Here is a 13,657-nt window from a genome sequence, read left to right on the forward strand (position 1 = left end):
GTCCGCTGATGACGGATTACCGTGCGGTGATGACGCTGCTGATTAGGAAGCGCTCTTACCGCCAGATTGAAGACCAGCTCGGGTGCTCGCACCGCGCGATTTCCCGAGCGAACCAAGCGCTACGAAGCCTCGGCCTGACCACTGCCCAGCAGGTCGCGGCGTTGACCGATGACGAGTTGGCCGAGATATTCGTTGACAAACGCACCAGTGGGCAAGGCGGGTTCGTCCCGATTGACTTTGACGCGGTCGTCAAAGCACGCACAGGGCGTACGAAGCAAACACTGCAAGTATTGTGGGCTCGCTACACCACCACCCCAGCCCAGCCGGGTCAGCGTCACTACAGCTACGACCGGTTCCGCCAGCTAGTTGCCTCCCATGTCGATGTTGCCGGGCTTAGCGCGCGGATCACCCATGCACCAGGGCATACGATGCAGGTGGATTGGGCAGGTACCAAGATGTGCCTGTACGACCCTGCGGGCACGCCGGGTGCGAAAGTCAGTATTTTCGTCGCTTCGTTGCCGTATTCAGGGATGTTGTTTGCGTGTGCGTGTGTTGACCAGCGTCAACAGTCCTGGCTTGATGCCCATCGTCAAGCGTTTGACTACTTCGGTGGGGTCTGTCAGGTTGTTGTCCCCGATAACGCGTCAACAGCATCAAACGCGATTAGTACTGCCGATAGGAATCGGAAGGTCAACGACACCTACCAGCAGTTCTTGGAGCACTACAACACAGCAGCACTTCCCACACGCGCGCGCCGACCGAAGGATAAAGCAAATGTGGAAGCTGCGGTAAAGATCGTCACCCACAAAGTCATCCACACCCTTGAAGGCCACCAGTGCGTTGACGTAGACGAGCTCAACGAAAAGATTGTGGACTTAGTCGACGCGATCAACACCTCCGTGCCGTTTCGCAGCCAGCAGTCAAGCCGCAGGGATCTCTTTGAACAACACGAGCAGCATCTGCTTGCTGATCTGCCGCAAACCCCGTGGCAGCACACCGAGTGGAAGCGTGCGAAAGTAGCCCCAGATTTCCATATCACGGTTGCAACGGTGCGCTACTCCGTTCCGCATCAGCTTGTTGGCCGCACTGTCGATGTGCGCATCACCGGCCAAGTCTTGACCGTCTTTGATCAAGGCACGACCGTGGCAACCCACCAAGTTTCGCATAAACGTGGGGCCTATGTCACTGACTATGAGCACATTCCATCTGGCATGGACTCCACTCGTGGGCTGTGGACAAGCGACTACTTTTATCGCGAAGCCAGCAAAACCGGCCCGGCAACACGCAAAGTCATCGAAGAACTCATCGCGGCGAAAGCCATCCCGGCCCAGGCGTACCAGTCCTGTAGAAACGTGCTGTCGATGGGCAAACACGGCAACAAACCAATCCTGGAAGAGGCATGCCAGCGCTTAATGGCCAACGACGGCAGCCGACGTGCAGTGTCATATACCGCAGTCAAAAACATGATGGCCGCCATACGCAAAGAACACGCCACCCGGCCCCGCGGGTTAGACCAGGCCCCGCGCAGCACCACAACCAACCAGCCCACCGCCCCTGCAGTCACCGACCGGGATACCACCGGCGCGTTTCTCGGCGGTGCAGACCAGTTCAGCATCGAAAACCTCACCAAGAAAGGACACTAAGCCCATGTCATCACCAACCCCACCAACAGATCGCTTCCTTGACGAGTCCGTCCTGCCCGACTTCACCGCGCTGCGGATGACTGCCTTTGGACAAAGCGTCATCGAGATTGCCAACGATCCCGCATTCGACGCATGGACGTTTTCCCAAAAGGTGCTCTACGCACTCGATAAAGAAGTCGCGGCCAGGCGCGAACGACGCATCAACAAACTACTGAAAGCATCCCGATCGCCAAACCTTGATGCTTGCCTTGAAAACGTGGTCTGCACGCCTGACCGCAACATCAACCCCGAGCAAGTCAGCAGACTCGCTCACGGACAATGGTGCCACCTGGGCCAAAACATTGTCATCCTGGGCAAATCCTCAGTCGGCAAAACCTACCTCGCCCAAGCCTTGATCACAGCAGCATGCCGCAAGGACTACTCCGCACGCTTCTACCGCACCGACATGCTCGCCGCCGAACTAGCAGTCCTCCAACCCGATGACCCCGCACGGTTAAAGTTCATCCAGTACCTCCACGACGTCGACGTCTTAGTCCTCGATGACTTCCTGACCACACCAGTAGATGCCGCAACCGCGCACCAACTTCTCAACATCCTCGCCGCGCGTGAAAGCAAAGTCTCAACGATTGTGACCTCACAATTCACCCCACTGGAGTGGTACAAATCCATCCCCGATGCCGTGATCTCCGAGTCAATCCTCAACCGACTCGTCTCCGGTGCGGAGATCATCACACTCGAAGGACCAAACATGCGCCTGACCACCAACGCATAACCACCAACAACGCCTGAGTGGGGACACCGCTACCGGATACTCACTCAGGCGCTACCAGATACTCACCACACCGCTACCATTTCAGTCTTCTGAACACACTGCAAACAATTCGAGCAGGAAGTCATCGAGCTCATCAACGGCATTCCCCACACTCAAATCCTGCTATCCATGCCGGGAATCGGGCCGAAGACGGCTGCCCAAATTCTCATGACCGCGGGCGACATGTCTGACTTCCCGACAGCTAGGCACCTAGCTTCTTACGCTGGCTTATCACCCCGAACGAATCAGTCCGGAACCTCGATCATGTCGAACTCACTGAACAGAGCTGGCAATAAGAAATTAAAGAACGCCCTATGGCAATCATCTTTTGCATCCATCAGATTCCACGAGCGTTCACGGCAGTTCTATGAACGAAAGCGCCGTGAAGGCAAGAGACACAACGCCGCAGTAGTAGCGCTAGCCCGCAGACGGCTCAACGTCCTATACGCCATGATGAGCAACCACGAGTACTACCGCAACCCCGACCAATCACAGGAAGTCAAAGCAGCCTAGACACCAAGAACCAAAATGGCCGACTGGGTAAAATCCCAGTCGGCTAACAGCCATACCAGAAAACAACACGCCCAAACAACCCCGGTTGAAAAATCAACCCCGGCTATTCCACCCGCGAGGTTGACAAACTATATAGGAACACGCCCCAAATGTGGGTTTCCGTGGTATTGATTTTGAGCATGTTTGTTTCCCGCGTCGCCCCGCCCCACCTGGAGTCCAACGAGCAGCCGTCCCTCGCCATCCGCACCAACAACGAAGCCTTCAATGCCTTGAACGGCTACCTATCCGGAGGCGAAGACTTCAACCGCTCGCTCGACCAAGAGCTCGCAACCCTGCGCCCGAATTCACAGCGAGAGAATGTCCTCATGGCGTGCGCCGAGCGCGAGGGCACCGTCCACGCCCAAAAGGACGAGACCGACCTGAAGTTCTGCGGCTTCGCGCAGCTGTCCTTCCCCCTTCTTAGCGATACCCACGTGGCACACGCCGTCTTCAACTACGTCGATGACTTCGCCCCGGAGGTCTTCGATTCCCTCCTCACTGCGACAAAAGACGAGATGTCGCAGCGCCAGCGGACCACGCTCTATGTGCAGATGAACATCGCTCTCGACGGGTTAGAGACCGATCCGCGGTGCGAACTTCTCCGTGGCGCAGGCTTCGAGCTCGGCGTGGTGGAGCAGGCCTCCGAGCTGGACCTCGCGCTCGCCCAGGATCCAGAGATCCCCGCCGGACTGCGCCCCGTGTATTTCGCCGGTTGGATGCCACCAGAGGAGCACATCGAATCTTTCCTCCGCATCATGGAGATGTCTTGGGAAGACGTGCCCGCCACCGACGAGGCCGAGCCGCAGGTGTGGACCCGCGAGATGATTGAGGAGCTTCACGCCGAGAACGCGCGCTCAACCAAGGACATCGCCAACGCGCTGCTTGTCGACGCCGAGGGCATCGCCGCCTACTCCTGCGCCACCATCGATCCCGACCACCCCGAGGCCGCGAGCCAGCAGATTACCTTCGTCCACCGCCGCGCCCGCGGCCAGGGCTTGGGGATGCTCATCAAGCAGGTACTCTACCGAGAGGTCAAGGACCGATTCCCTGATGCGCGGCGCATCGTGACGTTTAACGCGCTCGATAACGAACGCATGTTGGCAATCAATGAGAAGTTGGGCCTGCGGCCGAAGTTCCGCGAGACGTCCTGGAAGCTGGTCATCAACGGCTAAGTGGTTTCTGAATGAGGCGGAGCAGCCCAGCCGCGACGCAGCAGGGCGAGCAGCGCGGTTGATTCTCCCCCGTTCTCTGCGGCCCACGACATCCCGAGCGTCGCGAGGTAGAGCTCGCGTGCGTCAACCCCCGCGCGTGCGGCCCCCGTCCGCTGCGCATTCGCAGCGAGCTGCGCCGCCGCAAGGTCAAGGCCGTCATTCCCGACAAGCGCGACCAGATCATCGCACGAAAACGGCGCGGGAGTCGCGGCGGTCGCCCGCCCGGGTTCGACGCCACCGCCTACCGCGGTCGCAACGTGATCGAGCGATTCTTCGCACTCGCGAAGCAGTGGCGCGGCATCGCGACCCGCTTCGACAAACTCGCCATCACGTACCGCGCCGGCGTCACCCTCTGCGCCATCCTCACCTGGGTCCGACTATTGGGAGACACGACCTAGTCGTTGGCGGACGAGAAGATTCGTCAGCATGGCAGAGTAGCCACACTTCGAATTTCAGGTTAGAAACAACAAGTTCAATGCCTTCCTTTTTCGCAAGTTCAATTGCCTGCTGCAGAGCAGTGGGCTGTTGTCCTTGATCCCACTGGTCCACGTCCACGACAGCGAAGCAGCGAGCATACGGCACCACGTCTCGACCTTGATTGGCTGCTTCATCACGGATACGGATGGCTTGTTCCACCACGCTAACTGGGTTACTGGTCCACTTTGTGTTCGGCTTGTTGCTCAACTTCGGCCTTACGACAAGCTGGACCCCGAAGTCTTCACTGATGATTCCTTTGAGGCGTTCGAAGTATTGGGGTTCTGTCACCGTGCCTTCCGTCACCACGAGAACCTTGTTCTTTACCTCTTTCGGTGCACGCCTCGCCGTTGCCTTTCTCCGCGACGGATTACCAGATCTGGACTTCCTTGCTGCCATTAGCGCTACCCACCCACATTCGCGTTAGTTAGGCCCCGTAGCGTTGCCGGGGAGAGGTTCGGGATCGCCCGGTAGCGGCCGTCAAGGTAGCGGCGCTCATAGTTTGCACGTGAATCCTTCCTGAAATCCGCCAACGAGTAGACCGTGGTTTTGCCGTCGGAGCCTTTTTCGGTGAACCAGAACGACTGTTCCTTCAGGTTCAGCTCCTGCATCCGCTCCAACAAGTTTGTGCTGTGTGAGGTGAAAAACAGTTGCGCGCCGCCCACATTGATTGTTGTGTCTGTGAAAGCTTCAACGATGAGAAAGAGCAGGTGCTGGTGCAGGTGTGCATCAAGCTCATCAACAACCACCACACCACCGGTCTTTAGCGCTTCTACCAGAATGGTGGCGAGTGAAAACCAGGTAACGGTGCCGTCGGATTGCTCACGTAGTCCGAGCGACATCGTGCCGTCCTCGGATTGATGCTCAAAGATCAAGTGCAGCGCCACAGCCTCCAGATCCTTTTCTGAAAACTCGATGACTCCCCCGTCACCGTCGGAAATCGTCAGCGCAGCGCCTGCCCTAGGCGAAGGATGAAGTTGCTTAAGTGAGGTGGCCGCTGTCTGAAGCTTCTCAACGAGGTCTGGTGGCAACTTGCTTTCATCGAGCGTGACGTTGACTATGCCGGTGTCCGCAGCCGCAAGAAGCTGTCCCACATCATCAAAGTTCATCGCTCCGCTTCGCAGCGCTCGCATCACATTGTGAATACGCTGCTCACGATGCTGATCACTCAAAGCGATGAAACGCAGCGAATGGACGATCGCCTGAGCCAGGGCGCCGAGTTTTCCAAATTGTCCGCGCAATGCAACCGAAAGGTAGAGCTCGCGGGGGTTGGCAAAGCGCAGCACTGCCTGCTCATCTTCGAGCACAACGCGGTTGTTGAACTCGATGGTCTCATCGCTTCGCTCAAAGATTGGGGTCCACCGCTCGTTGGGAACGTAATGCAACCATTCGCCCTCAACACCGAGACCGCCGTATTCAAACCCGTACAAGTACCGTTTGCCGTCTACAACAAAGTCGAGTTCAAAAAAGCTTGGCTTCACGCCAGAGCTCTCCGAGGCGAACGGGTAAAACATCACCTCACCAGGATCTTCGAGATCTTGCCAACGGGTGGCTGAAAGTCGGATGGCGCGGGAAAAGTAGCCCAACGCGTCCAGCATGTTGCTCTTCCCAGACGCGTTTGCCCCCATCAGCACCGTCACCGGCCGCACAACATCTGCCCACGGGACATCAGGTACCGAGCTTTCGCCAGGCCAGTAGGCAAAATCAATCGTCTGCTCATCAGCGATGCTTTTGAAGTTTCCGGCGGTAAATCGAATGAGTTGCACACCGAAAGGATAACTTAAAAAGGCTTTCTGCGTACTTTTTACGCATTTTCCGTGGTTGGCTACAGCAGTTCGTCCATAAGCAACTTGGTGCTCAGCACCACCACCAGCCCGAGCAGTGCGAACCGGACCAGCTTGGAGCCGCCGGCGAGCACCGTGCGGGCGCCGATTTGCGCGCCGATGACGTTGGCCACCGCAAGGCCGATTGCCAGTGGCCACACCACGTAACCGCCGATGATGAACACGCTGAGCGCGCCGATATTGGTGGCGGTGTTGACCACTTTGGACATCGCTGCGGAGCGGATGAAGGATTGCGCGAATACGGCGGTGAAGGCCATGATGAGGAACATGCCGGTGCCGGGGCCGAAGATGCCGTCGTAGAACCCGATGGCAGCGGCCGCTACAAGGGCCATTGCTTGTCGACGCCCCGTGAACACCCCATCACCGCCCACCCCAAACTCCGGCCGCAACGCCACAAACGCGCCCACGGCTAAGAGCAGGACGATGATGATGGGGCGCACGACGCTATCACTAATCAACGCCACCGCCGCCGCACCACCTGCACTTGCCGCGCCCGCCGCTAGGGCATAGGACCACGTTGCCTTGGGCACGCCCACTTTGCGCACCAGCGTGATCGCCGCCGACGCCGTGCCCGTGACCGCCGCGACTTTGTTGGTGGCAAGCACCGATGCGGCAGGCATGCCGGTGACGCTCATCAGCACCGGGATCAGCACCAAACCGCCGCCGCCAATCACCGCATCAATCCAACCGGCGAAGGCTGCGGCGATGGCGAGGATGGTGATGGCGGTTGGAGTCATAAGCGCAAAGGGTATCCTAAGCGGCTGTGAACCGTTGGCTTTTCGTAGTACCTGCGTCCGTGGCGCTGGGCGCCCTGCTGAGTTGGGCGCACGTGCCGGCGGCGTGGATCTTGGGCGCGATCATCGCTTCCGGTGCGGCCGCGCTGATTGGCAAGCGTGAGCTTGAAGTCAACGACATCTTTTTCAAGTTCGCCCGCGGCATCATCGGTGTGATGGCGGCCCTGCCGCTGGTTGGCATCCCGCCGGCGGACCTGGTGCGCTACCTTGTGCCCGGTTTGGTCAGCGCGGCGTTCATTATCCTGCTGGCGTTTGGCGGCGGCATCATCCTGGCCAACCACGGGGTGTCCCGTGAGACAGGCGTGTTGTCACTGTTGGCGGGTGGGGCGTCCATCATGCCCGCAATCGCCCACGAGGTTGGTGCGGACGTGCGCTATGTTGCGCTGTCGCAGTACCTGCGGCTTCTGGTGGTGTCGTTCACGTTGCCACTGGTGGCTTCGCTGCTGGGTGCCACCGGCGATGGCAGCTTCAGCGCGCAGCCTACCGAGTGGTGGATGTGGATCCTGGTTCCCGCCATGGCCTTTGTGGGCCAGCCGCTGGGCAAGCTGCTGCGCCTTCCCAACGCACCGATCTTCGGCCCGATGTTGCTCACTGTGCTGGTGGGCTACGTGGTTAAGGTGCCGGTGGTCAGTCCCGCCCCGGTTACCATTGCCGCGCTCATTGCCATTGGCTGGATGGTTGGCGGCGGTTTAAGCGTGCCATCACTGAAGCTGTTTTCACGCATGCTGCCAGCCACGTTCCTCTACATCATCATCCTCATGGCCGCCTGCGCTGGCATGGGCTGGGTGATGTCTCAGTGGCTGGGCCTGATCCCGCTTGAGGGCTACCTGGCCACCACACCCGGCGCGATTGAAACCGTGCTCGCCCTGTCCGCTGAAGGCGGCACCGGCCCAGCCGTGATCACGCTGCAGCTGATCCGGTTGATCTGCGTGGTGCTGTTCGCGGGCTACTTGCCGCAGATCCTGCTGCGGTTGAAGCACCAGCGCTAAGCAATTAGCTCAGTCGTGGCCTCCTAGCAGACAACACGAAAACGGTGCTGTGTCTACATAATCCACCTGGGGATATGCAAGCCTGTTTTCGTTATCTGCTAGCAGGCAGCCTGTTTCCGGGTGGCCTACTAGCACACAACACGAAAACGGTGTTGTGTCTACACATTCCACCTGGGGTTTTGCAAGCCTGTTTTCGTTATCTGCTAGCAGCCAGCCTGTTTCCGGGTGGCCTGCTAGCAATGTCCAAGAACACCATGGATTCCGTGTCCAAAAAGACACCGGACTCCATGTCCAAAAACCCTATGGACATAACACGCCAGCGCTAGCCACCAGCGCTAAGCGCCGTGGTTGAGCACCTCACACGCCAGCATGTCCATCGGCATTGAGCCCAGGCGCAGCGCCTTGTCGTGGAAACGCTTCAGGGTCATGCCCTGCTCCAGGGCCTTGTCGCGCAGGTTCAGCCAGTCGCGGAAACCAAGGGCGTAGCACGGCGCTTGGCCTGGCCAACCCAGGTAGCGGTCCAGCTCAAACGCCACCTGTGCCTCGCCGAGCGCGCAGTTGTCACGCAGGAATGCCTTGGCGTACTGGGCATCCCAGATGCCCGATCCGTCGGGGGTGGGTTTTTTGAGGTGCACGCCTACGTCGATAAGCACACGCGCCAGACGCAACCTGCGGGCATCCAGCAACCCCATGCGATAGCCGGCATCCTCAAAATAGCCATGCTCTGCCATGAGGTGCTCGGCGTAGAGCGCCCAGCCTTCGCCGTGGCCGGAGTAGAACAGGTTGCGGCGCAGCAGGTTGATGCTGCGGCGCTGCAGAAGCGCGGTGCCAATCTGCAGGTGGTGGCCCGGCAGGCCCTCGTGGAAAACGGTGGTCAGTTCCTGCCAGGTGTGGAATACCTCCTGGCCGTGCGGCACGGACCACCACATGGTGCCGGGGCGCTCCAGATCGTCTGAAGGCGGGGTGTAGAAGATGCCGCCGGAACCGGCGCGGTCAATCGCGCACTCCACCTTGTGCAGCTCAGGCGGAACGGTGAGGTCCTCGCCGTTGAGTTCAGCAAAGGCGCGCTCGTTGACCGAGTTCATCCACTCCAAAAGCGCGTCGGTACCGCGCAGCTGGTAGCGCGGGTCCTCATTGAGCTGGCGGTAGGCGGACAGCACGGTCGTGCCAGGGCCATAGAGTTCCGACGCCAAGCGCCCCTGCTCATCCACGGTCTCCGCGAGCTGCTCCTTGGCCCAGTCGTAGGCCTCGTCCCAGTCAATGTCGCGGCCCAGGAAAAGGCCCGCGAAGAGTTCGTAGCGGTCACGGCCCACAGCGTCCTCGTGGGAGGACTGCGGGGACAGCTCTGTGGACAGCCAGTCCGCAAACTCAGCGAACGCGTCCTTGGCGTCCTGCACCGGCGCGCTCTCCGGATCCACGCCGAGCTGCTCCAGCTGGGAGCCGACCTCTGCCAGCGCCTCCGCCTGGTTAATTACAGCATCAATCTGGCGATGCGACGCCACGTTGCCCGTCTGCGCCGCCTCCGCCAAGGACTCCGCATACCCGTGCAGGGCGCCGCGCACCTTGGACAGACGCGAGGCAATCGCCTCAATGTCCTCGGGGGTCTCCTGGCTCATCAGGGAGAAGGAATCGCGGATAGTCTGCAGCGGCGAGTCAATAACGTTCAGACTGCTGAGCCACTCACCGTTGTGGTGCAGCTCCAGCTCCCTAGTGATGCGGTCACGCACAACGGCGGCGGTGAGGTGGTCGACGTCATCAAAGTCGTCTTCATCGTCCGAATCATCCGTGGAGTCATTCAGGGCGTCAATGTCCTGGACCAAGTCACGCATGCGCTCAGCCACGGAGTTCCAGAATTCCGGGCTGTAATCTTGCAGCTCACCGTCTAGGCCCTCCATGCCTAGTTGCGTGCCCAGGGTGGGCACGAGCTCCGCAATGTCGTACACGAAGTCCTCGCAGGTAGCGTCAAGCAGAGATGGCTTACGCAAGGGCTCGGATGTTGCAGTCATGGGAAGGCAGTCTAGCCCAAATCGCGTGTTTTACCACGAATCCAGCCTTGCACAGCTTACTACGCGCCGAATGGACAAAGCGGTCTAGAATGGTGTACTCATTATGCATGGCTTTCCTCCGCCCTCAGACCCCAGCCGCGAAGTGCTTGCACCTCGTACGGCTCGGTCAGCTGTCCACCAGGGCCGAACTTATAGAGGCCACCGGACTATCCCAGCCCACAATCACCCGCGCAATCGCCGCACTTTCGCAAGCCGGCTACGTCACCGAACGCTTCGACCTAGCCAAGACGCGCGGCCGCGGCCGCCCCACCGTCCCGCTTGAGTTGGCAGAGCCGGAAGCGGTCCACGCCGGCATCTCCATCGGCACCGACTCCACCTACATCGCCCTATTTGACCTGAAAGGTCGCACGCTGCGTTGCGTTGACGCGGAGCTGCCCGTGGCAAAGCTAGACCAGGATGACTTCATCCAGCACATCATGGCGGAGCTGAACAAGCTCACCGCCACCATCCATCGCCCCCTGGCCACCGTCGGAGTTACGGCTTCGGGCACGGTGACTATCGACGGCCACGTCACCGCCCCCAACCTCAACTGGCAAAACGTCGCGCTGGGCGACCAGCTGCGCGAGCAATTCTCCGTACCCGTCCAGGTCAGCTCAGTGTCCGCGGCCATCGTCGGCTCTGAGATGCAGTCCAGTCGCGACCTTTCCAACCCCTCGGTCCTCGCCCTGTTTGCGGATGATTCACTAGCCTGCGCCATTACTACCGACGCCGGCGTGAACAACATCAACGTCGAACGCGACGACCTGACCACCTTTGGCCTGCTCAGCACCATTAACAAGCCGGAGATTCGGTCGCTGCGCCAGGCGGTGACGGACTCGAAGTACCAGACCGTGACCCGCCCGGCGCTGGACAAGCGCGCCCGCAACCTAGGCCAGCTGGTTGGTGAGCTGTGCACGGAACACAACCCCTCCACGGTGGTCATCGCGGGCAGTGCGTTTATTGATGACCCATTGTCCCCCGCCCCCTTCGCCCAAGCGGTACGCGCAACCGGCGACCACGCAAAGATTGACCTGCGCATGCTGCCCGGCCACCGCGAGATGGTCCGCGACATCGCCCGCGCCGTGGCCCTCGACCTGGTGCTGACCGATCCGCTTAGTCGATCCGCTTGAGCCCGGTGCGGTAGCGCTCGGCCAGCTCAACGTAGCCTTCCGCGTGCTTGATGCGTGCTTGACGAGTTTCCGGATCCAGCTCACGCTTCACCTTCGCCGGCACGCCCGCCGCGATGGAAAACGCCGGGATCTCCTGGCCCTCAAGCACCACCGCGCCGCCGCCGATGATGGTGCCCTCCCCCACCACTGAGCGGCTGAGCACGGTGGCGGACATGCCGATCAGGCAGGCGTTATCAATCGTGCAGGAGTGCAGCATGGCCATATGCCCTACGGTGACGTACTCCCCCAAGACCGTCTCGCCACCGGTGTCCACGTGGATCACGGAGTTGTCCTGGATGTTGGAGTGGGCGCCGATGGTGATAACGCCGACGTCGGCACGCAGCACAGCCCCCGGCCAAACATTGACATGGGGGCCAAGGGTGACCTGCCCGATCACCGTGGCCTCTGGGGACACCCAGGCGGTGTCATGGATTTGGGGCGTGTGGCCTTCGAAACTGTAGATCATGCCACCAGAATAAGACAGAGCTGTTCATCTCGATTTGGGACACGCCACGGCTAATGGTGTAGGTTAACTGCGTATTCTCGGTTTCTGATGAACCGATCTGTCTATTGGAGTTACAATGCATCTACCAAAATGGGCTACTAGCTTCGGCGCCCAAGTCATCGCAGGCCTCATCATCGGCCTGATCCTCGGATTTATCGCCGCCGGCATGGGCGACGACAACGCGCTCGCCGCAGCCTTGAGCTGGGTCGGCAAAACCTACGTGCAGCTACTCAAACTGCTCATCCCCGCCCTCGTCTTCACCGCGGTGGTCACCTCCATTGCCAACCTGCGCCAAGTCACCAACGCCGCACGCCTAGCAGTGCAAACGTTAGTCTGGTTCGCCATCACCGCGTTCTTCTCCGTGATCATCGGCATCATCGTTGGCCTAGTGGTCAAACCCGGAGTGAACTCCACCGTGGACGCCGCCAACGCCGCCGACCCCTCCTCCACCGGCTCTTGGATGGGCTTCATCAACTCGGTAGTGCCGTCAAACATTTTGGGCTTGAGCGCCAAGCTTAACGACGCCAACGCCATCTCCATCAACTTCAACGTCCTCCAAATCCTGGTGATCTCCCTGCTCATCGGCATCGCTGCCGTGCGCGTGGGCAAGGCCGCGGAGCCGTTCATCAACGTTTCCGAATCCCTGCTGAAGGTCATCCAGGAAGTGCTGTGGTGGGTCATCCGCCTCGCCCCAATCGGCACCGCCGCACTCATTGGTAACGCCGTTGTTTCCTACGGGTGGGACGCCTTGGGTTCTTTGGGCAAGTTCGTCTTTGCCATCTACCTCGGCCTCGCACTTGTCATCTTCGTGCTGTACCCCGCGGTTCTGGCCGTGGTTGGTCTACCGGTGCTCGGATTTTTCAAGCGGGTCTGGCCGGTGACCACGCTCGGCTTTGTCACCCGCTCCTCCATGGGCGTTATGCCGGTGACCCAACGCACCACCGAGGAATCCATGGGCGTGCCGCGTGAATACGCGTCCTTTGCCATCCCGCTTGGCGCCACCACCAAAATGGACGGCTGCGCCTCCATCTACCCGGCAATCGCCGCGATCTTTGTCGCCCAGTTCTACGGCGTTGAGCTTGGGTTTACCGATTACTTGTTGATTGCCATCGTCGCCGTGCTTGGCTCCGCGGCCACCGCCGGCACCACCGGCGCAACCGTCATGCTCACCCTGACGCTATCCACCCTTGGCCTGCCACTTGCCGGCGTTGGCCTCCTCCTGGCCGTGGACCCGATCATTGACATGGGCCGCACCGCCGTCAACGTCACCGGCCAAGCACTTGTTGCCGCCGTTGTGGCCAAGCGCGAAGGCATCCTGAACCAGGAGGTTTGGGACGCCGCCGAGAGCGGCGTTGAGGCTGAGCCGACTGCCGCGGTTGAGCCGGTAGCCACGGCTGAGCCGGTGAATCAAGCCTCCGAGTAACCATGAATTCGATCTGGTCTTGAACTGGGTCTTGAACCTGGCCCACATGTAACAAATATGCAGGGGAAGATATGCAGGTTCCCTGGTCAGGGCGTTTTTTCAATAAGGCACCCGTTAATGAAAATGGTGCGCGACCTGCAGACCTGCATATCTTCCCCTGCATATCTGTGTTTCCGGGGTGCTGCGGACCCTGCCCG

At 60.1% G+C, this 13,657-nt stretch carries 12 protein-coding genes and 1 pseudogene; 8 read left to right on the forward strand and 5 right to left on the reverse strand.

Features of this window, described 5'->3' with window-relative positions; all coding sequences use genetic code 11:
• Nucleotides 1-8 precede the first annotated feature (8 nt).
• From istA to AK829_RS12315, 5 genes and pseudogenes are all read left to right on the forward strand, one after another.
• Nucleotides 9-1,643, forward strand: a complete 1,635-nt coding sequence (gene istA / locus AK829_RS09535; RefSeq protein WP_052205628.1) for an IS21 family transposase — start codon at nt 9-11, stop codon at nt 1,641-1,643.
• A gap of 4 nt (nt 1,644-1,647) precedes the next feature.
• A complete protein-coding gene (locus AK829_RS09540) occupies nt 1,648-2,415 on the forward strand; it encodes an ATP-binding protein (protein WP_052203473.1) in 768 nt (255 codons plus the stop codon).
• Nucleotides 2,416-2,511: 96 nt separating this feature from the next.
• Nucleotides 2,512-2,967 (forward strand): annotated as a pseudogene (locus AK829_RS12310) (transposase); the annotation flags it as partial.
• Nucleotides 2,968-3,146: 179 nt separating this feature from the next.
• The gene (locus tag AK829_RS09545) at nt 3,147-4,178 is read left to right on the forward strand and encodes a GNAT family N-acetyltransferase (protein WP_198147760.1); all 1,032 of its coding nucleotides are present in this window, start codon (nt 3,147-3,149) and stop codon (nt 4,176-4,178) included.
• A gap of 170 nt (nt 4,179-4,348) precedes the next feature.
• Nucleotides 4,349-4,615 carry a transposase gene (locus AK829_RS12315; RefSeq protein WP_332307947.1) on the forward strand — a complete coding sequence of 89 codons (267 nt, stop codon included), beginning with the start codon at nt 4,349-4,351 and terminating at the stop codon, nt 4,613-4,615.
• Here the strand turns inward: AK829_RS12315 and AK829_RS09550 are convergent.
• The 3 genes from AK829_RS09550 to AK829_RS09560 form a co-directional block, all read right to left on the reverse strand.
• The gene (locus AK829_RS09550) at nt 4,581-4,997 is read right to left on the reverse strand and encodes an RloB family protein (protein ID WP_052205630.1); all 417 of its coding nucleotides are present in this window, start codon (nt 4,995-4,997) and stop codon (nt 4,581-4,583) included. The two genes, AK829_RS12315 and AK829_RS09550, sit on opposite strands and share 35 nt — an antisense overlap.
• 98 nt (nt 4,998-5,095) lie before the next feature.
• The gene (locus tag AK829_RS09555; protein WP_052205631.1) at nt 5,096-6,457 is read right to left on the reverse strand and encodes an AAA family ATPase; all 1,362 of its coding nucleotides are present in this window, start codon (nt 6,455-6,457) and stop codon (nt 5,096-5,098) included.
• Nucleotides 6,458-6,516: 59 nt separating this feature from the next.
• Complete coding sequence (locus AK829_RS09560; RefSeq protein WP_052205632.1) at nt 6,517-7,272, reverse strand: TSUP family transporter; 756 nt, start codon at nt 7,270-7,272, stop codon at nt 6,517-6,519.
• 26 nt (nt 7,273-7,298) lie between these two features.
• On the opposite strand from AK829_RS09560, the gene AK829_RS09565 reads away from it, so the two are divergent.
• Entirely contained in the window at nt 7,299-8,318 is a 1,020-nt protein-coding gene (locus AK829_RS09565; RefSeq protein ID WP_052205633.1) for an AbrB family transcriptional regulator, read from the forward strand.
• Between the two features lie 335 nt (nt 8,319-8,653).
• Here AK829_RS09565 and AK829_RS09570 read toward each other — a convergent pair whose 3' ends face one another.
• A complete protein-coding gene (locus tag AK829_RS09570; protein WP_052205634.1) occupies nt 8,654-10,324 on the reverse strand; it encodes a DUF885 domain-containing protein in 1,671 nt (556 codons plus the stop codon).
• A 107-nt stretch (nt 10,325-10,431) separates the two neighbouring features.
• Between AK829_RS09570 and AK829_RS09575 the strand changes: the two genes are divergently transcribed.
• Nucleotides 10,432-11,493: an ROK family transcriptional regulator gene (locus tag AK829_RS09575; protein WP_157045344.1), complete on the forward strand. Its 1,062-nt coding sequence runs from the start codon at nt 10,432-10,434 to the stop codon at nt 11,491-11,493.
• On the opposite strand, the gene AK829_RS09580 is transcribed toward AK829_RS09575, so the two are convergent.
• The gene (locus AK829_RS09580; RefSeq protein ID WP_052205636.1) at nt 11,477-11,998 is read right to left on the reverse strand and encodes a gamma carbonic anhydrase family protein; all 522 of its coding nucleotides are present in this window, start codon (nt 11,996-11,998) and stop codon (nt 11,477-11,479) included. The two genes, AK829_RS09575 and AK829_RS09580, sit on opposite strands and share 17 nt — an antisense overlap.
• A 115-nt stretch (nt 11,999-12,113) precedes the next feature.
• Between AK829_RS09580 and AK829_RS09585 the strand changes: the two genes are divergently transcribed.
• The gene (locus AK829_RS09585) at nt 12,114-13,460 is read left to right on the forward strand and encodes a dicarboxylate/amino acid:cation symporter (RefSeq protein WP_052205637.1); all 1,347 of its coding nucleotides are present in this window, start codon (nt 12,114-12,116) and stop codon (nt 13,458-13,460) included.
• The last annotated feature ends 197 nt before the right edge of the window (nt 13,461-13,657 follow it).

Origin of the sequence: Corynebacterium riegelii (assembly GCF_001263755.1) — a bacterium.
In the GTDB taxonomy this organism is placed as follows: domain Bacteria; phylum Actinomycetota; class Actinomycetes; order Mycobacteriales; family Mycobacteriaceae; genus Corynebacterium; species Corynebacterium riegelii.

Excerpts from the sequence above, each read along its gene's own strand:
- AK829_RS09560 (WP_052205632.1), bottom strand. The coding sequence starts at position 7,272 with ATGACTCCAACCGCCATCACCATCCTCGCCATCGCCGCAGCCTTCGCC.
- AK829_RS09545 (WP_198147760.1), top strand. The coding sequence starts at position 3,147 with ATGTTTGTTTCCCGCGTCGCCCCGCCCCACCTGGAGTCCAACGAGCAG.
- AK829_RS09575 (WP_157045344.1), top strand. The coding sequence starts at position 10,432 with ATGGCTTTCCTCCGCCCTCAGACCCCAGCCGCGAAGTGCTTGCACCTC.
- istA (WP_052205628.1), top strand. The coding sequence starts at position 9 with ATGACGGATTACCGTGCGGTGATGACGCTGCTGATTAGGAAGCGCTCT.
- AK829_RS09540 (WP_052203473.1), top strand. The coding sequence starts at position 1,648 with ATGTCATCACCAACCCCACCAACAGATCGCTTCCTTGACGAGTCCGTC.
- AK829_RS09585 (WP_052205637.1), top strand. The coding sequence starts at position 12,114 with ATGCATCTACCAAAATGGGCTACTAGCTTCGGCGCCCAAGTCATCGCA.
- AK829_RS09570 (WP_052205634.1), bottom strand. The coding sequence starts at position 10,324 with ATGACTGCAACATCCGAGCCCTTGCGTAAGCCATCTCTGCTTGACGCT.
- AK829_RS09580 (WP_052205636.1), bottom strand. The coding sequence starts at position 11,998 with ATGATCTACAGTTTCGAAGGCCACACGCCCCAAATCCATGACACCGCC.